This window comes from Actinospica durhamensis (assembly GCF_018139695.1).
GTDB lineage: Bacteria > Actinomycetota > Actinomycetes > Streptomycetales > Catenulisporaceae > Actinospica > Actinospica durhamensis.
Genome location: NZ_JAGSOG010000130.1, coordinates 1 through 23,282 on the forward strand (window position 1 = coordinate 1; position 23,282 = coordinate 23,282).

The 23,282-nt window shown below is 72.5% G+C and carries 19 protein-coding genes; 17 read left to right on the forward strand and 2 right to left on the reverse strand.

Going from position 1 to position 23,282, the window contains the following annotated elements:
- The first annotated feature begins 256 nt into the window (after positions 1–256).
- Genes KDL01_RS23145 through KDL01_RS23155 form a run of 3 tightly spaced genes read left to right on the forward strand, consistent with a single transcriptional unit; the run spans position 257 to position 3,377 of the window.
- A complete protein-coding gene (locus tag KDL01_RS23145; RefSeq protein ID WP_212530676.1) occupies positions 257–1,069 on the forward strand; it encodes an IclR family transcriptional regulator in 813 nt (270 codons plus the stop codon).
- Positions 1,070–1,090: 21 nt separating this feature from the next.
- A complete protein-coding gene (locus tag KDL01_RS23150; RefSeq protein WP_212530677.1) occupies positions 1,091–1,894 on the forward strand; it encodes an NAD-dependent epimerase/dehydratase family protein in 804 nt (267 codons plus the stop codon).
- Between the two features lie 7 nt (positions 1,895–1,901).
- Positions 1,902–3,377: an aldehyde dehydrogenase (NADP(+)) gene (locus KDL01_RS23155; RefSeq protein ID WP_212530678.1), complete on the forward strand. Its 1,476-nt coding sequence runs from the start codon at positions 1,902–1,904 to the stop codon at positions 3,375–3,377.
- Positions 3,378–3,491: 114 nt separating this feature from the next.
- Here the strand turns inward: KDL01_RS23155 and KDL01_RS23160 are convergent, their stop codons facing one another.
- Positions 3,492–4,133: a TIGR03085 family metal-binding protein gene (locus KDL01_RS23160; RefSeq protein ID WP_212530679.1), complete on the reverse strand. Its 642-nt coding sequence runs from the start codon at positions 4,131–4,133 to the stop codon at positions 3,492–3,494.
- A gap of 202 nt (positions 4,134–4,335) precedes the next feature.
- Between KDL01_RS23160 and KDL01_RS23165 the strand changes: the two genes are divergently transcribed.
- The gene (locus KDL01_RS23165) at positions 4,336–6,255 is read left to right on the forward strand and encodes an ABC transporter ATP-binding protein (protein ID WP_246576853.1); all 1,920 of its coding nucleotides are present in this window, start codon (positions 4,336–4,338) and stop codon (positions 6,253–6,255) included.
- Positions 6,252–8,117 carry an ABC transporter ATP-binding protein gene (locus KDL01_RS23170; protein WP_212530680.1) on the forward strand — a complete coding sequence of 622 codons (1,866 nt, stop codon included), beginning with the start codon at positions 6,252–6,254 and terminating at the stop codon, positions 8,115–8,117. The genes KDL01_RS23165 and KDL01_RS23170 overlap by 4 nt, the downstream gene beginning before the upstream one ends.
- Positions 8,118–8,159: 42 nt before the next feature.
- Here the strand turns inward: KDL01_RS23170 and KDL01_RS23175 are convergent, their stop codons facing one another.
- Complete coding sequence (locus KDL01_RS23175; protein WP_212530681.1) at positions 8,160–9,290, reverse strand: hypothetical protein; 1,131 nt, start codon at positions 9,288–9,290, stop codon at positions 8,160–8,162.
- 81 nt (positions 9,291–9,371) lie between these two features.
- Between KDL01_RS23175 and hisI the strand changes: the two genes are divergently transcribed.
- From hisI to KDL01_RS23235, 12 genes are all read left to right on the forward strand, one after another.
- Positions 9,372–9,743 (forward strand): phosphoribosyl-AMP cyclohydrolase, encoded by a 372-nt coding sequence (hisI, locus tag KDL01_RS23180; RefSeq protein WP_212530682.1) that lies wholly within the window; start codon positions 9,372–9,374, stop codon positions 9,741–9,743.
- Between the two features lie 133 nt (positions 9,744–9,876).
- A complete protein-coding gene (locus KDL01_RS23185) occupies positions 9,877–11,418 on the forward strand; it encodes an anthranilate synthase component I (protein WP_212530683.1) in 1,542 nt (513 codons plus the stop codon).
- 58 nt (positions 11,419–11,476) lie between these two features.
- Positions 11,477–12,175 carry a TIGR02234 family membrane protein gene (locus KDL01_RS23190; RefSeq protein WP_212530684.1) on the forward strand — a complete coding sequence of 233 codons (699 nt, stop codon included), beginning with the start codon at positions 11,477–11,479 and terminating at the stop codon, positions 12,173–12,175.
- Between the two features lie 142 nt (positions 12,176–12,317).
- Positions 12,318–12,707, forward strand: a complete 390-nt coding sequence (locus KDL01_RS23195) for a hypothetical protein (protein ID WP_212530685.1) — start codon at positions 12,318–12,320, stop codon at positions 12,705–12,707.
- Positions 12,708–12,847: 140 nt separating this feature from the next.
- Positions 12,848–13,654: an indole-3-glycerol phosphate synthase TrpC gene (gene trpC / locus KDL01_RS23200; RefSeq protein WP_212530686.1), complete on the forward strand. Its 807-nt coding sequence runs from the start codon at positions 12,848–12,850 to the stop codon at positions 13,652–13,654.
- A gap of 365 nt (positions 13,655–14,019) precedes the next feature.
- Positions 14,020–15,300, forward strand: a complete 1,281-nt coding sequence (gene trpB / locus KDL01_RS23205) for a tryptophan synthase subunit beta (RefSeq protein ID WP_212530687.1) — start codon at positions 14,020–14,022, stop codon at positions 15,298–15,300.
- A 3-nt stretch (positions 15,301–15,303) separates the two neighbouring features.
- Entirely contained in the window at positions 15,304–16,107 is an 804-nt protein-coding gene (gene trpA / locus KDL01_RS23210; protein ID WP_212530688.1) for a tryptophan synthase subunit alpha, read from the forward strand.
- A gap of 85 nt (positions 16,108–16,192) precedes the next feature.
- Positions 16,193–16,738, forward strand: a complete 546-nt coding sequence (locus tag KDL01_RS23215) for a MauE/DoxX family redox-associated membrane protein (RefSeq protein ID WP_212530689.1) — start codon at positions 16,193–16,195, stop codon at positions 16,736–16,738.
- 167 nt (positions 16,739–16,905) lie between these two features.
- The gene (locus KDL01_RS23220; protein ID WP_212530690.1) at positions 16,906–17,709 is read left to right on the forward strand and encodes a DsbA family protein; all 804 of its coding nucleotides are present in this window, start codon (positions 16,906–16,908) and stop codon (positions 17,707–17,709) included.
- 208 nt (positions 17,710–17,917) lie between these two features.
- Positions 17,918–18,835, forward strand: coding sequence for a DsbA family protein (locus tag KDL01_RS23225; protein WP_212530691.1), 918 nt, complete (start codon positions 17,918–17,920; stop codon positions 18,833–18,835).
- A 15-nt stretch (positions 18,836–18,850) separates the two neighbouring features.
- A complete protein-coding gene (gene lgt, locus KDL01_RS23230) occupies positions 18,851–19,966 on the forward strand; it encodes a prolipoprotein diacylglyceryl transferase (protein WP_212530692.1) in 1,116 nt (371 codons plus the stop codon).
- Between the two features lie 334 nt (positions 19,967–20,300).
- Positions 20,301–23,282 (forward strand): glutamate synthase central domain-containing protein (locus KDL01_RS23235; protein ID WP_307846528.1); only part of this gene is annotated, 2,982 nt, incomplete at its 3' end.

The following is a 23,282-nucleotide window of genomic DNA, read 5'->3' on the forward strand; positions in this document are numbered from 1 at the left end:
GCACGGGGGCGGATCCCTTCGGCGGGGCGGGTGGTGAGGCTTCGGTGTTCATCACCATGAACATTGTGCAGTAATCTGAATACCGGCACCCTAGAACGGGAAAGATCGACCGTCAAGGGAACGCCGCGGACCACGCCGGGACCCCGTCCTCATTCCGTATTCTGAACACTGGTCGCACTTGTGAACAGATCGGGGCCCTGGCACGATGGCCTCGATGCGCGCGGGTGAAGGCCCGCGCCCGGCGGAAAGGGACCTCATGGCCTCCGAATCCCAGGCTCGCCAGGCTCCCGCCGCCCGGGCCTCCGACGCCGCGGCCCCGGCCGCGGTGAAGTCGGCCGACCGGACCGTGGAGCTGCTGGAACTGCTCTCGCGCACCGGGGAGCCGCTGACGCTCAGCGAGATCCAGCGCGAGCTGTCCTACCCGAAGTCGAGCCTGTTCGTCCTGCTGCGCACGCTGGTCGCGCGCGGCTGGGTGGAGACGGACCGGCGCGGCACCGGCTACTCCATCGGCGTTCGGGCCCTGCTGGTCGGTACCTCCTACCTCGACCGCGACCCGGTGATCCGGGCGGCCACCCGCGTGCTCGAGGAGCTGCGCGCCGAGGTCAACGAGACCGTGCACCTCGCCCGGCTCGACGGGGCCGACGTCGTCTACCTCGCCAGCCGGGAGTCCGCGCACCAGCTGCGCCTGACCTCCCGGGTCGGGCGGCGGCTGCCCGCGCACGCCACCTCGCTCGGCAAGGCGCTGCTGGCCGAGCGCACCGACGCGCAGGTCGACGACCTGCTGCCGGAGCAGCTCCTCGCCCTCACCCCGCGCACGCTGACCAGCCGCAAGGACCTGTTCGCCGACCTCGCAGAGACGCGCGAGCGGGGGTACGCGGTCGAGCGCGGGGAGAACACCGCCGGACTCGGCTGCTTCGCCGTGGCGCTCGACTCCAAGAGCCCGGCCACCGACGCCATCAGCTGCTCGGTGCCCTCGGTGCGGCTCGACGACGGCGAGCACGCGGCCCTGGTGCTTGAGTCGATCGTGCGGCACGCCAAGGAACTGAGCGCGATCCTGCGCACCGGCTGAGCCGACTCGGAAGGAGAACCCTTGTCCACCATCCTGATCACCGGCGCGGCCGGCGGCGTGGGGACGCTGCTGCGCCCCCGGCTCGCCCGGCCCGGGCGCACCCTGCGGCTGCTCGACCTGGCCGAGCTCACCCCGGAGGCGGGGGAGGAGGCGGTGCGCGCCTCGGTCACCGACCTCGACGCCATGACCGAGGCCTGCCGCGGCGTGGAGGCGGTCGTGCACCTCGGCGGCCAGGCCACCGAGGCGCCCTGGGAGCGCATCCTCGAGGTCAACATCAACGGCACCTACACCGTCTTCGAGGCCGCCCGCCGCGCCGGGGTGCCGCGGGTCGTGTTCGCCTCCTCGAACCACGCCGTCGGCTTCCACACTCCGGCCGACTACCCGCTGCCGGAACACGTCACGCCTCTGCCGGACACCTACTACGGCGTCAGCAAGGTCGCCGGCGAAGGGCTCGGCGCGCTCTACGCCCACCGCTACGGCATGGACGTGATCTGCGTCCGGATACTCAGCTGCTTCCCCGAGCCGACCAACCTGCGCGCCCTGTCCACCTGGCTCTCGCCGGACGACGCGGGCCGGCTGTTCGAGGCCTGTCTCACCGTGCCGGATCCGGGTCTGCGCATCGTCTACGGCGTCTCCGCGAACACCCGCGGCAACTGGGTCTCGCTCGAGGGCGCGCGGGCGCTGGGCTACGAGCCGCTCGACGACGCCGAGGCCTACGCCGAGAAGCTCACCGCCGAACTCGGCCCGCTCGACCCGCAGGACCCCGTGTTCGCCCATCTCGGCGGTCCCTTCACCCTTCCCTCCCTCGACGCTGAGAATCTGTGAGGCACCCATGACCGTCGCGGACGAGATCATCCAGGGCTACGACCCGCGCACCGGCCGGCCGGCCGGCGAGCCGGTGCCGGCCACCGCACCCGCCGCCGTGGACCGGGCCGTCACCTTCGCCCACGCCGCCTTCGCGCAGTGGACCCGGTTCGACCGGGCCGCCGCCCTCGCGGCCGTCGCCGACGCGCTCGACGCGCACACCGACGAACTGGTCGCGCTGGCCGACCGGGAGACCGCGCTCGGCTCGGCCCGGCTGACCGGCGAGGTGGCCCGCACCACCGGGCAGCTGCGGCTGTTCGCCGGGGTGCTGGGCAACGGCGGGTATCAGGACACGGTGGTCGAGCCCGCCGACGGGGCGCGGCCCGACCTGCGCCGGATCAACCGGCCCATCGGTCCGGTCGCCGTGTTCGCCGCCTCCAACTTCCCCTTCGCCTTCTCGGTGGCGGGCGGCGACACCGCCTCGGCGCTCGCGGCCGGCTGCCCGGTGATCGTCAAGGCGCACGAGGCGCACCCGCACACCTCGCTGCGCACGGCCGAACTGGTCAAGCAGGCCCTTGCCGGGGCCGGGGCGCCGGAAGGCGTGTTCGAACTCGTCTTCGGCTTCGCGGCCGGGGTGCGGCTGGTGCAGCACCCGGGCATCGCCGGGGTCGGATTCACCGGCTCCACCCGGGGCGGGCTCGCACTGGCCAAGCTGTGCGCCGAGCGGCCGAACCCGATCCCGTTCTACGGCGAGCTCGGCTCGGTCAACCCGGTCGTGGTGCTGCCCGGCGCGGCCGCCGCCCGCCGGGACGAGATCGCCGCCGGGTACGCCGGATCGCTCACCCTCGGCTCCGGCCAGTTCTGCACCAACCCCGGGATCATCTTCGTGCCCGAGGACCCGGCCCTGCTCGACGCGGTGGCCGCGGCGGTCTCCGGCACGGTCGGCGCGCCGATGCTGGCCGAGCGCATCCACTCCGGCCTGGTGGCCGGGGCCGAGCAGCTCGCGACCGTGCCGGGCGTGCGGCTGCTGGCCGAGGGCAAGCCGGGCGAGGGCCCGTGGGCGCCCACGCCCGCGGTGTACGCGGTGAGCGCGGAGGACTTCCGCGAGCACGCGCAGGCGCTGCGCGAGGAGCACTTCGGCCCGGTCGGACTCGTCGTGACCTACCAGCGCGGTGCCGGGCTCGAGCCGTACCACCTGCTGCAGCTCGGCAGTCTGGGCGAGGGACACCTGACCGCGACGATCCACCTCGACACCGCCGACGAGGACGATGTGGCGGGGGCCCGCGAGCTGCTGCCCGAACTCGAGCGGGTGGCCGGACGGATCGTGTTCAACGGCTGGCCAACCGGCGTCGCGGTCACGCACGCGCAGCACCACGGCGGCCCGTTCCCGGCCACCACCGCGCCTGCGCACACCTCGGTGGGCGCCGCGGCGATCCGGCGCTGGCTGGTGCCGGTGGTCTACCAGGACGCTCCGGCGGCGCTGCTGCCGGCGGCCCTGGCGTAGCAATCGCAGACACGCGCACGGGTCGGGGACGGGGTGCGATCACCCCGTCCCCGACCCGGCGTCAGAAGTGTCGGAGCGCGCCGGATCGCGGGCGGCGCGGAGCCCGTCGGCCGGTCAGATCCCGAGCGGTGCCGACCTGAGCCGGGTGAGCGCGGACTCGTCTCCGCTCAGCTCCACCCGCGCGGCGTCCTTGCGCCCGAAGCAGAACAGCACCAGTTCCCCGGCCGTGCCGGAGACGGTGACCATCAGCGGCGTGGCCGGCTTGGCCACCACCGTCTGCTGGTTCGGCGTGCGCACCAGCGTCACGCCCACCGGGACCCGACGGAACATCAGCTTCACGCTCGAGCGCAGCCGCCGCCACAGCTCGTCGTCGTGATCCTGCTCGAACTTGCGCGGCTCCCACTCCGGGGCGGCCCGGCGCACGTCCTCGTGGTGCACGAAGAACTCCAGCGTGTTCGCCGCCTCGTCCACCGCGCCGACCCGGGTCGGAGACCAGGCCGGGGGTCCGGAGCGGAAGCGCTCGACCAGGCTCGGATACGGCACCCGGTCCTTGCTGCGGTCCTGGACCCGCCGGGTCCAACCGGCCAGCGGCTTGGCCAGGATCCCGGCCGCGGCGTCCGGCCTGCCCTCGCGCAGAACCAGGTGCGCCACCAGATCGTCGGTGTGCCAGCCCGTGCACAGGGTTGGGGCGTCCGGCCCGATCGTGGCCAGAGTCTCGGCCAAGGCCTGCCGTTCCCGCGCTGCGAATCCGGTCATGCGCACAGCGTATCGACTGCTGACCGTCTGAGCCATCACGCGATAACGTAAGGATCGCAAGGGGGGAATTCCCCTATACGCGGGTGACGTTGGCCGATAGGGTCGGGCGGCCGCCTGCCACCGGCCGGCCGTGCCGCGCGCCGTGGCACCTGCACCCATCCATACGCGGAGCGATCCGCGCCCGTCACGAGGGGGACCCGCCATGCCGCGCCCGTATCCCGTCCACGCGTCCCCGACCCGCCGCGGGTTGTGGGTGCTCGGACTGGCGGTGCGCACGGAGAAGCGGGTGTTTGCCGGGGCGCTGCTGGGCAGCGCGCTCTACGGCAGCATGACCGTCGGCGCGGCCTGGGCCGTGGGCTGGGCCACCAACCACGTCGTGCTCCCGGCCTTCGACACGCACCACACCTCCGCCGGCACGCTCGCGGCCGGCGGGCTGCTGATCGTGGCGGTGGCCGTGGCCAAGGTGCTCGGCATCTTCGGCCGCCGGCTGCTCGCGGGCGTCCTGCAGTTCCGGATGCAGGCGCGCTTCCGGCGGGAGGTGACCGCCGCCTACCTCCGGCTGCCGCTGAGCTGGCATCAGCAGCGGCCCACCGGGCGGCTGCTGTCGAACGCGAACTCGGACGTGGAGATGTCCTTCATGCCGGTCGCGCCGATGCCCATGTCCCTGGGCGTGATCGTGATGCTGATCATGGCCGTGGTCGACATGTTCCTGACCAACTCGGTGCTCGCGCTGGTCGGCGTGCTGCTCTTCCCCGCCGTCATCGCCACCAACACCGTCTACGTCCGCTACTCCGGACCCCGCTTCGCCCGCGCCCAGGAGCTGCGCGCGCACGTGGCCGAGGTCGCGCACGAGTCCTTCGACGGCGCGCTCGTGGTCAAGACGCTCGGGCGCGAGGCCGCGGAGACCGAGCGCTTCGCCGTGCGCACCCGGGAGCTGCGCGATGCCAACGTCGCGGCCGGACGGGCCCGGAGCATGTTCACCCCGGCGCTCGAGGCGCTGCCGAACCTCGGCGTGCTGGCCGTGCTGCTCTTCGGCACCCAGCAGGTCGCCGCGGGGCACGCCAGGCCCGGCGACGTGGTCAACATCGCGTACCTGATCACCCTGCTGGCCTTCCCGATCCAGGCCATCGGCTGGGTCCTGGGCGACCTGCCCCGGGCCGTGGTGGGCTACGAGCGGGTGGCCGCGGTGCTGGCCGCCGAGGACCACACCGACTACGGCGCCGTCCGCGCCGAGCGGCACCGGCAGGGCGCGGCCGCGCTCGAGTTCGACCGGGTCGAGTTCGCCTACCCCGGCGCCGAGGGCGCCCCGGTGCTGCGCGGGCTGAGCGCTTCGGTCGCGCCCGGACGCACCGTCGCCCTGGTCGGCGCGACCGGCGCGGGCAAGTCCACCCTCGCCGCGCTGCTGGCCCGGCTGGCCGACCCGACCGGCGGCGCGATACGCCTGGACGGCACTGTGCTCGGGGACTACGCCAAGGGCGCGATCTCCGACGCGGTGGCGCTCGTCCCGCAGCAGACCTTCATCTTCGGCGACACCGTGCGCGCCAACGTGATCCTCGGCGCCGAGCTGTCCGACGAGGCGGTCTGGGCCGCGCTGCGCACCGCGCAGGCCGAGCGCTTCGTCAGGGCCCTGCCTGCCGGACTCGACACCGTCATCGGCGAGCGCGGCACGACCCTGTCCGGCGGCCAGCGCCAGCGCCTCGCCCTGGCCCGCGCGCTGGTGCGCCGCCCCCGGCTGCTGGTGCTGGACGACTGCACCTCGGCGGTGGACCCGAGCGTGGAGGCGGCGATCCTGGACGGGCTGCGCGAACAGGGCGGCCCGCCCGCGGCGGACGGGGCCGAGCCCGGCGCCACCGTCGTCGTGATCGCCTACCGCAAGGCCACCGTCGCGCTCGCGGACGAGGTGCTCTTCCTCGAGGACGGCGCGATCGGCGCCCGCGGCACCCACGAGGAACTACTCACATCCAGCCCCGGCTACCGGGATCTGCTCACCGCGTACGCCAAGGCGGCCGAGGAGGCCGAAGCCGAAGCGGCCTCCGAGGCCGATGCCCAGGCCGACGCCGCGCAGGCGGCCGTCATCCCCGCGCCGCACGTCCGCAACCAGGCCGAGGAGGTCGCCGCGTGACCGCCACCGTCGAAGAGCTCGAACAGGGCACCGAGCCGTCGCGGGAGCAGGCCGGGCAGCCGGCCGCCACCGCGCCCGAGGCCCCGATCGTCGGCGAGGCCTCCGGCGGGCCGCTGCAGATCGTGCGCAGCGGACTGCGCCTTTCACCGGAGTTCACCCGCGGCATCGGCGTCACGGTGCTGCTCGCGCTGATCGCCACCACCGGACGCATCGTCATCCCGGTGGCGGTGCAGCAGGCCATGGACAAGGGCTTCGGCGCCGCCTCCGGCAAGGTGGACGTCACCGAGGTCGAACACATGGTGCTGATCGCGGCCTGCGCCGTGGTGACCACCATGATCTCGGCCACCGCGATGAGCCGGCGGCTCTACCGGGCCAGCGAGGCGGGCCTGGCCGGGCTGCGGATCAAGGCCTTCCGGCACGTGCACGACCTGTCGGTGGCGCACCAGCAGGCCGAGCAGCGCGGCTCGCTGGTCTCCCGGGTCACCTCCGATGTGGACACCATCACCAACTTCATCCAGGAGGGCGGGCTCACCCTGGTGGTGAGCATCGCGCAGATGGGCCTGGCCACGATCGTGATGGCGGTCTACTCCTGGCAGCTCACGATCCTGATCTGGGTCTGCTTCCTGCCGCTGTTCCTGACCATGCGGATCGTGCAGAAGGCCACCGGCAAGCGCTACAGCGCGGTGCGCGGGGCGATCGGGCACATGCTCGGCGCGGTCAGCGAGACGCTGGTGGGCGCTCCGGTGGTGCGCGCGTACGGCATCGAGGGCCGGATGGCCGAGCGGATGAACGCGTCCATCGAGGGCACCCGCCGCGCCCAGATCCGGGCGCAGAAGATCGTGGTGAGCACCTTCAGCGCGGGCGAGATCGCGGCCGGGCTGGCGAACGCCGGCGTCATCGTGGTCGGCACCCTGCTCGGCGTCGGCGGGCACCTGACCGCGGGTCAGCTGGTGGCCATGCTCTTCCTCGTCTCGCTGTTCATCACCCCGGTGCAGTGGGGCGTGGAGGTGCTCAACGAGGCGCAGAACGCGATCTCCGGCTGGCGCCGCGTCATCGGCCTGCTCGAAGCGGTGCCGGACGTGCCCGACCCGGGCGAAGCGGGGCAGGACCTGCCGGCCGGGCCGCTGGACGTGCGCTTCGAGCACGTCGCCTTCGCCTACCCGGGCGGCGCGCGGGTGCTGCACGACGTGGACGCCCTGATCCCGGCGCGCTCGCGGATCGCGGTGGTGGGCGAGACCGGCTCGGGCAAGACCACCTTCGCCAAGCTGCTCACCCGGCTGATGGACCCGGCGGACGGCAGGGTGCTGATCGGCGGCGTGGACGCCCGGCGGATCCGGTTCGAGCAGCTGCGCAGCCGCGTGGTGATGGTCCCTCAGGACGGCTTCCTGTTCGAGGGGACGCTCGCCGACAACGTACGCTACGGCGCCCCCGGGGCCGACGACGCGGCCGCGGCCGCGGCCTTCGAGGCGCTCGGGCTCGGCGACTGGCTGGCCGGACAGCCCCACGGCGTGGCCACCGCGGTCGGCCAGCGCGGCGAGTCGCTCTCGGCCGGTGAGCGCCAGCTCGTCGCCCTGGCCCGCGCGTACGTCGCGGACCCGGACCTGCTACTGCTGGACGAGGCCACCTCGGCCGTGGACCCGGCCACCGAGCAGCGCATCGCCCGCGCCCTCGAGGCGCTGACCCGCGGCCGCACCACGGTCTCGATCGCGCACCGCCTGTCCACCGCGCAGGCCGCGGACGAGGTGTTCGTGTTCGACGCCGGCGAGCTGGTCGAGCGCGGCCCGCACCAGGACCTCGTCGCCCGCGGCGGCATCTACGCCGGGCTCTACGCCTCCTGGGCGCGCACGGCGGTGGGGCGGTAGCGCAGGCGCGGCGTGCCCGGTGGCCACGGAGTTGACGGGGGCTCAGGCCACCTGGTGCCAGGCCAGCGCGAGCCAGGCCACCCAGACCATCATGCCCACGTTCACCGCGAGCAGCGGATACCACTGCCACCACCGGCGCGCCAGCGCCGCGAGGCCGATCAGCGCGGGGAAGAGCGCGGCGAGGTAGCGCGGCTCAGAGGTGAACCAGGGCGAGGTGATGCTCAGCCAGAACATCACCGCGGTCCACGCCGCGTACGAGACCGGCAGCCTGAAGAAGCACGCGAGCACGCCCGCGAGGCCGAGGGCGGCGCAGACCAGCGACGCGATCAGGATGTCGCGGGCGTAGTAGGCGTGGCCGTACTGAACCAGGGTCTGGATGGTCGTGAGCGGGTTCTGCGCCACCGAGCCGCGGTTGCCGCTGGTCACCTGCTGCGCGTACGGCAGGACCCAGTCGCCGAAGTGCACCTGGCAGTACAGGAGATAGAAGCCGAGCCCGACCACCGGCGCGAGCGAGCGCGCCACGCCCTCCACCACCTCGCGCGCACCCCACCCGGCGCGGTGCGCCCGGCGGATCGCCTCGATCGCGCCCGGCAGCGCGAGCACGACGCCGGTGGGCCGGGAGATTCCGGCCAGCGCGCCGAACAGCAGCGCCCAGGGCGTGCGCCCGCGCCGCACGGCCAGGAAGTAGGCCGCGGCCAGCACCCCGGCCAGCGGCTCGGTATACCCTATGACCAGCACGTATGCGCCCGGCGCCAGCTGGCTGAGCCAGGCCGAGCGCCGCGCCGTGGCCACGTCCCCGGTCTCGCTCAGCGCGATCAGGTAGACCAGCGCGCCGAACAGCAGCGCCATCGCCCAGCAGAACGCGAACAGCACGAAGGCCGTGGGCAGCCGCGTGACCACGGTCAGCCCGGCCGTGGCCAGCGAGGTCAGCGGGAAGAAGTGGGCGAGGCCGCCGACCCCGGTCTGGTCGGTGAACACCGTCCCGCCGTGCGCCATCCCGTCCGCCTCGGCCAGATACCAGTGCGTGTCCCAGGAGTAGAGCGGAGCGGTCGCGTCGCCCGGGCTGATCCACCAGCACACCAGCAGCACGACCAGATGCCCGAGCAGCCAGGCCGGCGCCGTCGCGAGCAGACCCGCGCGCAGCTTCGACCAGGCCGCGTCGTGCCTGCTCATATCCGGGTTCCTCCTGCTCGCGCCCTGCCGTGCGGCCCGGCGGGGCCCGCACGTGATCGTCCGAGCGCGACAATAGGGCACATGGATGACACGACGCCCGGTACTCCGGCTTTGGATCCGGCGATTGCAGCGCAGTTGAGACGAAACGCCCAGGGGCTCGTGCCCGCCGTCGTGCAGCAGTACGACACCGGCGAGGTCCTCATGCTGGCCTGGATGGACGACGAGGCGCTGCGCCGCACGCTGACCACGGGACGGGCCACCTACTGGTCCCGCAGCCGCGCCGAGTACTGGGTCAAGGGCGCGACCTCGGGCAACTTCCAGGCGGTCAAGTCGGTCGCGCTGGACTGCGACGGCGACACGGTCCTGGTCAAGGTGGACCAGTCCGGACCGGCCTGCCACACCGGCACGCGCACCTGCTTCGAGGGCCGGGAACTGCCGCTCGGCGACGGCTGAGCCGCCGCCCCGCCGCCTTCCCCGACGCCCTGCGCGCACGCCGCGCGGCGCCGCCGACCTGCGCCGGTGTCCGCCGCCCTCACCGGCTGGACACCGGCTCCGAGCCGCAGGCCGGGCTGCCAGAATGGCAGCCATGACGACCGGTGCCACCACCCCCGATCTGCCCGCCTTCCGGGCCCTGGCCGATACGCGCAGGGTCATCCCGGTCACCCGGCGCTTCCTGGCCGACGGCGAGACCCCGGTCGGGCTCTACCGCAAGCTCGCGGCCGAGCGGCCCGGCACCTTCCTGCTCGAGTCGGCCGAGCACGGCGTGTGGTCGCGCTACTCCTTCGTCGGGGTGCGCAGCGAGCTGGCGCTGAGCGAGCGGGACGGCGCGGCCCGCTGGATCGGCACCCCGCCCGCCGGGGCGCCGACCGAGGGCGCGCCGCTGGAGGTGCTGCGGGCCACGCTCGAGCTGCTGCGCACCCCGCACGACCGGGACCGGGCCGACCTGCCGCCGCTGACCGGCGGATTCGTCGGCTACCTGGGCTACGACACGGTCCGGCGGCTGGAGCGGGTGGGCGGGCACGCGAAGGACGATCTGAACCTGCCCGAGCTGACCATGCTGCTCGCCGCCGACCTGGCCGTGCTCGACCACACCGACGGCACGGTCACCCTGATCGCCAACGCGATCAACCTCAACGGCACCCCGGACGGCGTGGACGCGGCCTACCACGGCGCCGTCGCCCGGCTCGACGCGATGGCCGCGGACCTGGCCCGGCCGGACCGGCTGCCGCCGTCCACGGTGCGGCTCGAGGTGGTGCCCGAGTTCACCGGCAACCGCACCGGCGAGGACTACCGGGCCGCGGTGGACGCGGCCAAGGAGCAGATCCGGGCGGGCGAGGCCTTCCAGATCGTGCTCTCCCAGCGCTTCGAGATGGCCACCGAGGCCAGCGCCCTCGACGTCTACCGGGTGCTCCGCGCAACGAATCCGAGCCCTTACATGTACCTGTTCCGCTTCCCCGCCGCGGACGGCGCGGGCGGCGCGCAGGCGGCCTTCGACGTGGTCGGCTCCTCGCCCGAGGCGCTGGTGAAGGTGACCGACGGCGAGGCGATGCTGCACCCGATCGCCGGCACCCGGCCGCGCGGCGCCACCCCGGAGCAGGACACCGCGCTGGCCGAGGAGCTGCTGGCCGACCCGAAGGAGCGGGCCGAGCACCTGATGCTGGTCGACCTCGGCCGCAACGACCTCGGCCGGATCAGCGAGCCGGGCAGCGTCGACGTGCTCGAATTCATGGCGGTGGAGCGCTACAGCCACGTGATGCACCTGGTCTCCACCGTGGTCGGCCGGATCGCGCCGGAGCGCACCGCGCTGGACGTGCTGCTCGCCGCGTTCCCGGCCGGCACGCTCTCCGGCGCGCCCAAGCCGCGCGCGCTGCAGATCATCGACGAGCTCGAACCCACCCGCCGCGGCGTGTACGGGGGCTGCGTCGGCTACCTGGACTTCGCCGGCAACAGCGACACCGCGATCGCCATCCGCACCGCGCTGCTGCGCGACAAGGTGGCCTACGTGCAGGCGGGCGCGGGCATCGTGGCCGACTCGGTGCCCGAATCCGAGGACGCCGAGTGCCGCAACAAGGCCATGGCCGTGCTGCGCGCCGTCGCCGCGGCCGGGACGCTGCGCGCCGCCGGGTAGCGCGGGTTCGGCTGACCCGCCCGCAGCGGCTTGAGCCGGGTTTGCGAGGATGGACCCCATGGCATCAGCAGCACAGTCCGCGCCGACCGGCACCGCCGCGCCCGCCCCGGGCACCGCGCCCGCGTCCGAGCCCGCCGCGACGGTCACCGAGCAGGCCCGGGTGCGTCCGGCCCGGCGCGCCGCCCGGGCCAAGTTCACCGCCGCCCTGCTGGCCGCGGTGGGCTCCGGCGTCATCCTGCTGACCATCGGCCGCGGCTGGGCCACCGGCGAGGTGACCGACCCGATCACCTTCAAGGTCAGCGCCTCCGGCTCGCAGCTGACCGGCGTGCCCTACGCGCTCGGCCTGGCCGGCCTGGCCGGCTCGGTGGCGCTGCTCGCGGTGCGCAACGTCGGGCGCCACCTGGTCGGGGCGCTGCTCGCGCTGGCCGGGGCCGGCAGCGTGTACGCGGTGGCCGACCGCCTCCACTCGCTCGACTCCGCGCTGCGCACCTCGGCCGGCAGCCAGGGCCTCGGCTCGGACGCGGTGATCAGCCACGTCAGCAACAACGTGTGGCCCTACCTGACCATCCTCGGCGGCGTCGTGCTGTGCCTCGCCGGGCTCTACACGCTGGTGCGCGGGCGCGGCTGGTCCGGGCTCGGCGGCCGCTACGAGACCCCGGCCGTCTCCGCCGAGGCCGCGGTCGAGGCTGCGCGCGAGCGCGCCGTGACGGCCCGTGACATCTGGGACGCGCAGGGTCGCGGAAACGACCTGACGTAGCGTCGCATGTACGCTCCGCAGCCACTTCTGGTGATCTGCGTCTCCTGACCGGCCCCGGATTTCGGCCACGTAGCGTGATGCGGAACAATGGAGGCGGCGCGCAAGCGCGGTCATATCTTCCACTTGTAGGAGTTCAGTAACCATGTCACAGGTGATCGACGAGCCTCAGGCGGAGGAGACTCAGGCAGCGGCGGCCAAGGGCCCGTCGCCGTTGGCGAAGGCCGCCGGGGCCGGCATGGCCATGATGGGCGCCTCCGCTCTCGGCACGGCCGAGGAGGCGCACGTGGACCACGGGCACTGCCCGGCCCGCACCTGGGCCTGCCTCATCTCCGGCCTGGGCTGGCTGGTCGGCGGTGTCGCCTTCCCGTTCCACATCTGGGCCGTGGTCGTGATCGGCGGCATCCTGCAGATCGTCGCCATCGTGGTGAACGTCGCCCTGAACGGCGCCGGCATGGGCCCGAAGTCCAACCGCGACTGGGCCGCCGCCAAGGCGCAGGCCAAGGCGGCCCGCGCGGCCGCCCGCGCCGTCTGAGTCCCGCTCGCGCCCGGCCGGAATCGGCCGGGCGCGTTCCGTGATGTGGATCTTGGCAGCACCCACCGCGTCGGGCCGATAGCATGGCAGGGCAAGACGGCGCCGTGTGTGGGCGTGCCTATCGAGGGGACGGTACCAGGGTGAACGTGCTCGAGGAGATCATCGAGGGTGTCCGCGCCGACCTGGCTGATCGCCAGGCCGTGACCTCGCTCGACGAGCTCAAGACCCGCGCCCGGACGCAGCCGTCGGCCAAGGACGGCGTGCGTGCCCTGCGCGGCGAGGGCGTCGCGGTGATCGCCGAGGTCAAGCGCTCGAGCCCGTCCAAGGGCGCGCTGGCCGCGATCGCCGATCCGGCCGCGCTGGCCGCGGACTACGAGCTCGGCGGCGCCAGCGTCATCAGCGTCCTGACCGAGCAGCGCCGTTTCGGCGGCTCGCTGCAGGACCTCAAGGACGTGCGCACCCGGGTGGACATCCCGCTGCTGCGCAAGGACTTCATCGTCTCCAGCTACCAGCTGTGGGAGGCCCGCGCCTACGGCGCCGACCTCGCCCTGCTGATCGTGGCCGCGCTCGGCCAGGACGCGCTCATCTCGCTGATCGAGCGGGCCGAGTCGATCGGCCTGACCCCGCTGGTCGAGGTGCACGACGAAGAGGAGATCGACCGCGCCCTGGACGCCGGAGCCAAGATCATCGGCGTCAACGCGCGCGACCTCAAGACCCTCCAGGTCGACCGGGACACCTTCGCCCGGCTCGCCCCCCGCATCCCCGACTCGGTGGTGCGCGTGGCCGAGTCCGGCGTGCGCGGCCCGCACGACCTGATCGCCTACGCGAACGCCGGCGCCGACGCGGTGCTGGTCGGCGAGTCCCTGGTCACCGGCCGCGACCCGCGCTCGTGCGTGGCCGACCTGGTGGCCGCCGGGGCGCACCCGGCCATGCGCCGGGGACGCTAGGGAGTGTCTTCAAAGGGGCGTCGGGTCGGGCCGCGGCGTCTGACGCGTGCGCTCGCAAGGCGCCGGGCCGTGCGCATACTCGGTCGTCTGTAAGCGGTCCGGCAACGCCGCGAGCGTGCGTGGCAGGCGTCGCGGCCCCGACGAACCTTCGAAGACACGACCCAGCCGACGCCGTTCGGTCCAGGACGGTCTAGGATCGCCTCGTGAGCACATCGACCTCTCCGCGCGCTGCGGCTCGGCGGCGCCCGTGGTGGCGCCACGCGCCCGCGGGTCGGCGATGGCGGCCCGCCTCCGCGTAGCCCTTCCGGCGGCGCGGATCCGGCCTGTCCCTTACTCACGTACGGCAATCTCAGGAGCCGAGTCCGATGACGGACGATTCCGCCTTCTCCGACGCCTTCTTCGCGGCGTCGTACGCGCACGTCTCACCCCAACCCGACCCCGCGGGCCACTACGGCGAGCCCGTCTACGGCCCGAGCGGCAAGCTCGGCGGGCGGTTCATGCCCGAAGCGCTGATGGCCGCGCTGGCCGAGCTGACCGAGGCCTACCACAAGTCCAAGAACGACCCGGCCTTCCAGGCCGAGCTCACCCACTGGCTGCGCACCTACGCCAACCGGCCCTCGCTGCTGACCGAGGCGCACCGGCTCTCCGCGCAGGCCGGGGCCCGGATCCTGCTCAAGCGCGAGGACCTCAACCACACCGGCTCGCACAAGATCAACAATGTGCTGGGCCAGGCCCTGCTGACCAGGCGGATGGGCAAGAAGCGGGTCATCGCCGAGACCGGCGCCGGGCAGCACGGCGTCGCCTCGGCCACCGCCGCCGCCCTGTTCGACCTCGAGTGCGTGGTCTACATGGGCGAGGAGGACACCCGGCGCCAGGCCCTGAACGTGGCCCGGATGCGCATGCTCGGCGCCGAGGTGATCCCGGTGTCCGCGGGCTCGCGCACGCTCAAGGACGCCATCAACGAGGCGATCCGCGACTGGGTGACCAACGTCGAGCACACCAACTACCTGTTCGGCACCGCCGCCGGGCCGCACCCGTTCCCGTCCATGGTGCGCGACTTCGCCCGGATCATCGGGGTCGAGGCGCGCAAGCAGACGCTCGAGCTCACCGGCGCCCTGCCGGACGCGGTGGCCGCGTGCGTGGGCGGCGGCTCGAACGCGATCGGCGCGTTCCACGCGTTCGTCCCGGACGAGTCCGTGCGCCTGTACGGCTTCGAGGCCGGCGGCTCCGGCGTGGAGACCGGCCTGCACGCCGCCTCCATCACCGGCGGCGCGGTCGGCGTGCTGCACGGCGCGCGCACCTACATCCTGCAGGACGAGTTCGGCCAGACCCTGCCCAGCCACTCGATCTCGGCCGGCCTTGACTACCCGGGCGTGGGCCCCGAGCACGCCTACCTGCACGACATCGGCCGGGCGCGGTACGAGCCCGTCACCGACGCCGAGGCGATGGAGGCCTTCCGGCTGCTGTGCCGCACCGAGGGCATCATCCCGGCGATCGAGTCGGCCCACGCCGTGGCCGGCGCCCTGCGCATCGCGCCGCGACTGCGCGCCGAACTCGGCCGCGAGCCGGTCATCCTGGTCAACCTTTCCGGTCGCGGCGACAAGGACATGCACACCGCCGCGCAGTACTTCGGCATGGAGGTCTGAGCCGTGAGCAAGCTCGCTGAGGTACTCGCGGCGGCCAAGGCCGAGGACCGCGCCGCGCTGATCGGCTACCTGCCGGCCGGCTACCCGTCGGTGGACGGCTCGATCGCGGCCCTGCGCGCCATGATCGAGGGCGGCGTGGACATCGTCGAGGTCGGACTCCCGTATTCGGACCCGCAGATGGACGGCCCGGTCATCCAGAAGGCCGTGCAGGCCGCGCTGGACGCCGGGATCACCACGCTTGACGTGCTGCGCGTGGTCGAGGGCGCGGCCGCCACCGGCGCGCCCACCCTGGTCATGTCCTACTGGAACCCGATCGAGCGGTTCGGCACCGACCGCTTCGCCGCCGCCCTGGCCGCGGCCGGGGGAGCGGGCACGATCCTGCCCGACCTGATCCCGGAGGAGGCGGACGACTGGATCGCCGCCGCCGACGCGCACGGGCTCGACCGCGTCTTCCTGGTCGCCCAGACCTCTACCGGCGAGCGGATCGCGCTGACCACGGAGGTGTGCCGCGGCTTCGTCTACGCCGCCTCGCTGATGGGCGTGACCGGCACCCGCGACGCGGTCAGCGGCTCGGCCAAGGACCTGGTCGCGCGCACCCGCGAGCACACCGAGGTACCGGTGTGCGTGGGCCTCGGCGTCTCCAACGGCGTCCAGGCGGCGGAGGTGGCCGCGTTCGCCGACGGCGTGATCGTCGGTTCGGCCTTCGTGCGCCGCCTGATCGAGGCGCCGGACGAGGCGTCCGGCCTCGTCGCGGTGCGCGCGCTGGCCGAGGAACTGGCCGAGGCTGTCAGGAAGGGCCGCCGGTGAGATACGGTTTGTGCGACATTCGCGATCGCGGGCGCGAACACGTCGAGCCGTAGCCGATGATGGGCATCCAGGAGGGAACGTCGCCATGGCGACCAAGGGCGCTGTGACCGGTAAGAACACCAAGGACGCGCAGGACGTACAGGCCGAGCCCCCGTCCTCCTGGCACCCCCGCCTGGACGCCCACTCGCCCTGGATCTCGCTGGTCGCGCGCGTAGCGCTGGGCGTGATGTGGCTGTACTACGCGTTGCCGAAGCTGGCCACGCCGACGCAGAACGTCGCGGACGTGCGCAACTTCCGGATCCTGCCGGGCGGCCTGATCACCGCGTTCGCCTACGGGCAGCCCTACCTGGAGCTCGCGCTGGGCCTGCTGCTGATCATCGGCCTCGGCACCCGCCTGCTGGCGCTGCTGTCCGGCGTGCTGCTGCTGGTCTACATCGGCGGCATCATCTCGCTCGGCGCCCGCGGCATCCACATCACCTGCGGCTGCGGCGGCGCCGGCGCGGCGGTCGACGCCGGCCAGACCCGCTACATCCTGGACGTGCTGCGCGACGTGCTCTACCTGATCCCGGCGCTCTGGCTGCTGTGGCGCCCCAAGTCGCGCTTCTCCGCCGACCAGGCCCTGCTGCCGTAGCAGCCGACACTTCCGGCGAAGCCCCGTCCACCTCGGACGGGGCTTCGCCGCGTTTCCGCTCTTCCCGCTCAACCCCGCTCCTCCGCGTGTCATCCGCTCACTGAGCGTGACACCTGGGGCACGATGGGCCCGCATCCGCAATTCGCACTACGGAGAGTCGGGCGAGCATGGCACCGCAGGACAAGAAGCCCACCGGCAAGGCGCGTGATCGAGCCGCGGCCGCGTACGCCGCCGACCAGGCCGCGAAGCGGCGCAGACGGCAGTTCGTGATCGGCGGGATCGTGGTGGTGGTCATCCTGGCGGCCATCGGGATCGGCATCGCGGTGCAGCACAGCAACAGCCAGTCCAACTCCGCCGCCGCCAACGGCCCGCTGGTCTTCCCCAGCGGCACCGTCTCCGACGGCCTGGCCGTGCAGTACGGCTCGTCGGCGGCCAAGACCACGCTGACCATCTACGAGGACTTCCGCTGCCCCTACTGCAAGCAGGCGGAGTCCATGTTCGGCCCGATCTACACCGCCGACGCCCAGGCCGGGAAGATCAAGGTGCTCTACCACATCGTCAACCTGATCGACCGCAACGACGGGGGCACCGGCTCGATCCAGTCCGGCAGCGCGGCCGGCTGCGCCCAGGACGTCGGGAACGCGAAGTTCAAGGCGTACCACGACGTGCTGTACGCCAACCAGCCCGAGGAGTCCGACGACGCCTACGCCTCCACCGGCACGCTCATCTCGCTCGCGAAACAGGTCCCCGGACTCGACAGCGCGAGCTTCGAGGCCTGCGTGAACTCCGGGAAGTACCAGCCGTGGGTGAAGAAGAACTACGACGCCCTCTCCACCCAGGAGGGCGGCAGCGTCTCCACGCCCGACTATCTGATCAACGGCCAGAGCTTCGAGCTGACCACGCAGCCCGCCGCCACCCAGGAGGCGAACTTCACCAACGCGCTCAACAAGGCCATCGCCGCGGCCGGCTGACCGCGCCCGCACCCCGTCAAGGTCACAACCGGGTCACGCCTTGCCGAGAATTCTCCGAGAAGCCGTACCCGGCCTCCCGCGGCGCCCCGTCCCGCGCATAGGATTCGGGGCGGGCGTCGGCCGCAGTACGGTGCGCGGCGCCCGCGACCTGGAGGGCGTCGGGTACGCCGACGCGATGCTGACGACGAGCGGAGCGAGCGAGCACGCGATGAGCAGGGCGAATCGGATCGGCAAGGAGTTGGCGCGCCAGCGGGCCGCGCTCGTGCGGGTCGAACAGGAGCAGCGCCGGGACCGCAAGCGGCGCAATACCGTCTACGGCTCCTCCCTCGGAGTGGTACTGCTGGCGATCGTCCTGGGGGTGTTCGTCACCGCGGCCGCCCAGCCCACCTACACGCCGACGGCACCGAGCAATACCGTGGCCGACACCACCGGCGGGGTCTCCAACGCCGACGGCATGGCCATCCCGGTAGGCGAGGCCTCGGCCCCGGTCAAGCTCACCGTGTACGAGGACGCGCGCTGCGCCGAGTGCGGCGCGTTCGAGAGCAAGGACCAGAGCGCGTACAAGGCGCTGGTGGCGTCCGGCAAGCTCGAACTGCTGGTGCACCTGGTCGACTACGTGGACAACTCCCGCGGCGGCAGCGGCTCACTGGCCGCCGGCAACGCCATGGCCTGCGCGCAGGACGCCGGCGACTTCGAGGCCTACCACGACGTGCTCTACGCCGCCCAGCCGGCCGAGGGCACCGACGCGTTCAGCTCCACCGGCACCCTGATCAAGTACGCCGCGCAGGTCTCCGGCCTGGACACGGCCACCTTCGAGTCCTGCGTCACCTCGGGCAAGTACGACGACTGGGTCAAGCAGAACTACCGCGAGCTGGAGAAGATAGACGGCATCGCGAACGCCGCCGTCCCGACCGTGTTCGCCAACGGCAGCCGGATCGACGTGACCTCGCTCAGCGCCTCCACCTTCACCTCGGAGATCACCGCGCTGGCCAAGGCGGCCACCGCGTCGCCGTCCCCGTCGGCCTCGGCTTCCGCCTCGAGCACCGCCGCCTCGACCGCGTCCCCCTCCACCACCTCCACCACCTCGGCGAGTGCCTCGGCCTCGCCGTCGCCGAGCGCCTCGTAGCGGGAACCGGACTTCATGAACACCACGACCCTGGCCTATCTGCCGAGCCCCTCCACAGCGGGGCTCCAGCTCGGGCCGCTGCCCGTGCGCTACTACGCTCTGTGCATCATCGCGGGCATCGCCATCGCGGTGGTCCTGGGCGAGCGGCGGTGGCGGGCCAAGGGCGGCGAGCCGCACATCATCACCGACATCGCGATCTGGGCGGTGCCCTTCGGCCTGGTCGGCGGCCGGCTCTACCACGTGGTGACCGATCCGGAGCTCTACTTCCCGCGCGGCCAGGACTGGGTCAAGGTCTTCTACGTCTGGGACGGCGGCCTGGGCATCTGGGGCGCCATCGCCCTCGGCGGGCTCGGCGCCTGGATCGGCGCGCGCCGCCGCGGGGTGAAGCTGCCGGCCTACGCCGACTCGGTCGCCCCCGGGATCGTGCTGGCCCAGGCCATGGGCCGGTGGGGCAACTGGTTCAACAACGAGCTCTACGGCGACCCCACCAGCAAGCCGTGGGGCCTGACCATCCACTGCATGAGCCAGAACGGCATCCGCCAGGCCGTCCCGTGCTCGGGCGTGCCCGGCACCACCACCGTGCTCGGCCACTTCCAGCCCACCTTCCTCTACGAGGTGATCTGGGATGTGATGGTCTGCCTGGTGCTGCTGTGGGCCGACCGCCGCTTCACCATCGGACACGGCCGTCTGTTCGCCCTGTACGTGATGGGCTACACGCTCGGCCGCGGCTGGATCGAGCACCTGCGCAGCGACTTCGCACACCACTTCCTGGGACTGCGCGTCAACGACTGGGCGTCCATCCTGTGCTTCGCCGCCGCGCTGGCCTACTTCCTGATCTCCAGCCGGCGGCGTCCGGGCAAGGAGACGCCGGAGGAGCTGTACTGGCCGCACTTCAAGCCGTACGCTCCGGCCGGCCAGGCCGAGGACGCCGCCGCCGAGACGAGCGCGCCCGCGGCCGAGCAGTCCGAGGACACGCAGAACGCGGCGGACGCGCAGAACGCGGAGCCGAGCGGGTCCGCGCAGCCGGAGGAACCCTCCGGCGACGCCTCGGACGCGCCCGAGCCGGACGAGGAGCCCGCGCAGGCGTCGGCGGAGCCCGACATCGAGGCGAAGCACGAGGAACACGCGTAAAAAGACCGCCAAGTACGGCGGGCCGCACATGCGCCCACGTACGCATCACCGCAGGCAGGCCGCTTCCGTTCAGGAGGCGGCCTGCCTGCGTTCACACGGTTGTGACATCCGTCATAAGCCGGACGAGTGAAAGCGGCGCAACGCGGGGAAAACAGCCTGTAGCGCATGAGCGTCGCAGGTCAGCGAATCGAAGTCCGTATAGTGAGACGAATGTCGCTCTCATTACGGAATCCGCACCCATCGTGTAACCTTCGATTTCACCGCGGCAGGGCCAGAGTCGTCCCTTGTGCGCGCACATTCACGTTGCGGCCCACAAGACGACACGGAGGACCCGGTGTATTCATCGTCCCCCCAAGCCCCAGGCGCACTCTGGCGCGCGATACCCGCGGCGCAGGGCCTGTATGACCCGCGCGCCGAACGGGACGCCTGCGGTGTCGCCTTCGTCGCCACCCTCACCGGCGAGCCGAGCCACCAGATCGTCGACCAGGCGCTGACCGCCCTGCGCAACCTCGAGCACCGCGGCGCCTCCGGAGCCGAGCCCGACTCGGGCGACGGCGCCGGCATCCTGACCCAGGTCCCCGACGCCTTCCTGCGCGCGCAGGTCCCGTTCGAACTGCCCGCCGCGGGCGCCTACGCCGTCGGTCTCGCCTTCATCCCGGACACCGACGAGGACGAGGCCGCCGCCCGCTCCGCCGTCACGGTCATCGCCGCCGAAGAGGGCCTCGAAGTCCTCGGCTGGCGCGACGTGCCCACCACCCCCGACCTGCTCGGATCCACCGCCCGCGCCGCGATGCCGCGCTTCCGCCAGCTGTTCGTGGCCGGCGCCCAGGGCGAGCGCGACCTCGCCCTGGACCGGCTCGCCTTCGTGCTGCGCAAGCGGGTCGAGCACAGCACCGAGACCTACTTCCCGTCCCTGTCGGCGCGCACCATCGTCTACAAGGGCATGCTCACCACCGGACAGCTCGAGCCGTTCTTCCCCGACCTGTCCGACCCGGCCTTCGCCAGCGCCATCGCGCTGATCCACTCGCGCTTCTCCACCAACACCTTCCCGGCCTGGCCGCTCGCCCACCCGTACCGCTTCATCGCGCACAACGGCGAGATCAACACGGTCCAGGGCAACAAGAACTGGATGCGCGCGCGGGAGTCGCAGCTCGCCACCGACGCCGTCAGCGGCCCGCTCGAGCGCATCTTCCCGATCGTCACCCCGTCCGGCTCCGACTCCGCCTGCTTCGACGAGGTGCTCGAGCTGCTGCACCTGTCCGGCCGGTCGCTGCCGCACGCCGTGCTGATGATGGTGCCCGAGGCGTGGGAGAACCACGCCGAGATGGACCCGCGCAAGCGCGCGTTCTACCAGTACAACGCCTGCAAGATGGAGCCCTGGGACGGTCCGGCCTCCATCACCTTCACCGACGGCACCCTCATCGGCGCCGTGCTCGACCGCAACGGCCTGCGCCCCTCCCGCTACTGGGTCACCGAGGACGGCCTTGTCGTGCTCGCCTCAGAGGTCGGCGTGCTCGACCTGGACCAGGCCAAGGTCGTGCGCAAGGGCCGGCTCCAGCCCGGCCGGATGTTCCTGGTCGACACCGCCCAGCACCGCATCGTGGAAGACGACGAGATCAAGTCCTCGCTCGCCGCCGAGGTGCCCTACCAGGACTGGCTGCACGCCGGCCTGATCCACCTCGACAAGCTGCCCGAGCGCGAGCACATCGTGCACACCCACGCCTCCGTGGTGCGCCGCCAGCAGACCTTCGGGTACACCGAGGAGGAGCTGCGCGTCATCCTGGCGCCGATGGCCAAGGCCGGCTACGAGCCGATCGGCTCCATGGGCTCGGACACCCCGCTGGCCGTGCTCTCCCGCCGCCCGCGGCTGCTGTTCGACTACTTCACCCAGCTGTTCGCGCAGGTCACCAACCCGCCGCTGGACGCGATCCGGGAGGAGCTGGTCACCTCCCTGAGCACCACCATCGGTCCCGAGGACAACCTGCTCGACACCACGCCGGCCGCGTGCCGCCAGGTCGAGCTGCCCTTCCCGGTCATCGACAACGACCAGCTGGCCAAGCTCATCCACATCAACGCCGACGGCGACCTGCCGGGCCTGAAGGCGGTCACCGTCTCAGGGCTCTACCGTGCCGCCGGCGGCGGCACCGCGCTGCGCGAGCGGCTGGCCGACATCAACGCCGAGGTGACCGCCGCGATCGAGGACGGCGCGCGCATCATCGTGCTCTCCGACCGGCACTCCGACGCCGAGCAGGCCCCGATCCCCTCGCTGCTGCTCACCTCCTCGGTGCACCACCACATGATCCGGGAGAAGACCCGCACACACACCTCGCTGGTGGTCGAGGCGGGCGACGTGCGCGAGGTGCACCACGTCGCGCTGCTGATCGGCTTCGGCGCGGCCGCGGTCAACCCGTATCTGGCCATGGAGACGGTCGAGGACCAGGCCAACGCCGGCACCTTCGTGTCCGTGTCCTCCGACAAGGCCATCAAGAACCTGATCAATGCGCTGGGCAAGGGCGTGCTCAAGGTGATGTCCAAGATGGGCATCTCCACCGTCGCCTCCTACCGCGGCGCCCAGGTCTTCGAGGCCGTGGGCCTGAGCCGCGAGCTGACCGACACCTACTTCACCGGCGTCGCCTCCAAGCTCGGCGGCATCGGCCTGGACGAGATCGCCGCCGAGGTCGCCGCCCGGCACGCCCGCGCCTACCCGCGCGGAGTCAACCGGGCCGCGCACCGCCGGCTCGAGACCGGCGGCGAGTACCAGTGGCGGCGCGAGGGCGAACCGCACCTGTTCGACCCGGAGACCGTCTTCCGGCTCCAGCACTCCACCCGCGAGCGCCGCTACGACATCTTCAAGCAGTACACGGCGCGGGTGAACGAGCAGTCCGAGCGGCTGATGACGCTGCGCGGCCTGTTCGCCCTGGGCAACGCCGGCCGCGGCCCGATCCCGATCGAGGAGGTCGAGCCGGTCAGCGAGATCGTCAAGCGCTTCTCCACCGGCGCGATGTCCTACGGGTCCATCTCGCTCGAGGCGCACCAGACCCTCGCCATCGCGATGAACTCCATCGGCGCCAAGTCCAACACCGGTGAGGGCGGCGAGGACCCCGAGCGCCTGCACGACCCCAAGCGCCGCTCCGCGATCAAGCAGGTCGCCTCCGGACGCTTCGGCGTCACCTCGGAGTACCTGACCAACGCCGACGACCTGCAGATCAAGATGGCCCAGGGCGCCAAGCCCGGCGAAGGCGGCCAGCTGCCCGGCAACAAGGTCTACCCCTGGGTCGCGCGCACCCGCCACTCCACCCCCGGCGTCGGCCTCATC

Excerpts from the sequence above, each read along its gene's own strand:
- KDL01_RS23220 (WP_212530690.1), top strand. The coding sequence starts at position 16,906 with ATGGCACCGCAGGACAAGAAGCCCACCGGCAAGGCGCGTGATCGAGCC.
- KDL01_RS23155 (WP_212530678.1), top strand. The coding sequence starts at position 1,902 with ATGACCGTCGCGGACGAGATCATCCAGGGCTACGACCCGCGCACCGGC.
- KDL01_RS23195 (WP_212530685.1), top strand. The coding sequence starts at position 12,318 with ATGTCACAGGTGATCGACGAGCCTCAGGCGGAGGAGACTCAGGCAGCG.
- KDL01_RS23190 (WP_212530684.1), top strand. The coding sequence starts at position 11,477 with ATGGCATCAGCAGCACAGTCCGCGCCGACCGGCACCGCCGCGCCCGCC.
- KDL01_RS23160 (WP_212530679.1), bottom strand. The coding sequence starts at position 4,133 with ATGACCGGATTCGCAGCGCGGGAACGGCAGGCCTTGGCCGAGACTCTG.
- KDL01_RS23165 (WP_246576853.1), top strand. The coding sequence starts at position 4,336 with ATGCCGCGCCCGTATCCCGTCCACGCGTCCCCGACCCGCCGCGGGTTG.
- lgt (WP_212530692.1), top strand. The coding sequence starts at position 18,851 with ATGAACACCACGACCCTGGCCTATCTGCCGAGCCCCTCCACAGCGGGG.
- KDL01_RS23145 (WP_212530676.1), top strand. The coding sequence starts at position 257 with ATGGCCTCCGAATCCCAGGCTCGCCAGGCTCCCGCCGCCCGGGCCTCC.
- trpB (WP_212530687.1), top strand. The coding sequence starts at position 14,020 with ATGACGGACGATTCCGCCTTCTCCGACGCCTTCTTCGCGGCGTCGTAC.
- KDL01_RS23225 (WP_212530691.1), top strand. The coding sequence starts at position 17,918 with ATGAGCAGGGCGAATCGGATCGGCAAGGAGTTGGCGCGCCAGCGGGCC.
- KDL01_RS23185 (WP_212530683.1), top strand. The coding sequence starts at position 9,877 with ATGACGACCGGTGCCACCACCCCCGATCTGCCCGCCTTCCGGGCCCTG.
- KDL01_RS23175 (WP_212530681.1), bottom strand. The coding sequence starts at position 9,290 with ATGAGCAGGCACGACGCGGCCTGGTCGAAGCTGCGCGCGGGTCTGCTC.
- KDL01_RS23215 (WP_212530689.1), top strand. The coding sequence starts at position 16,193 with ATGGCGACCAAGGGCGCTGTGACCGGTAAGAACACCAAGGACGCGCAG.
- hisI (WP_212530682.1), top strand. The coding sequence starts at position 9,372 with ATGGATGACACGACGCCCGGTACTCCGGCTTTGGATCCGGCGATTGCA.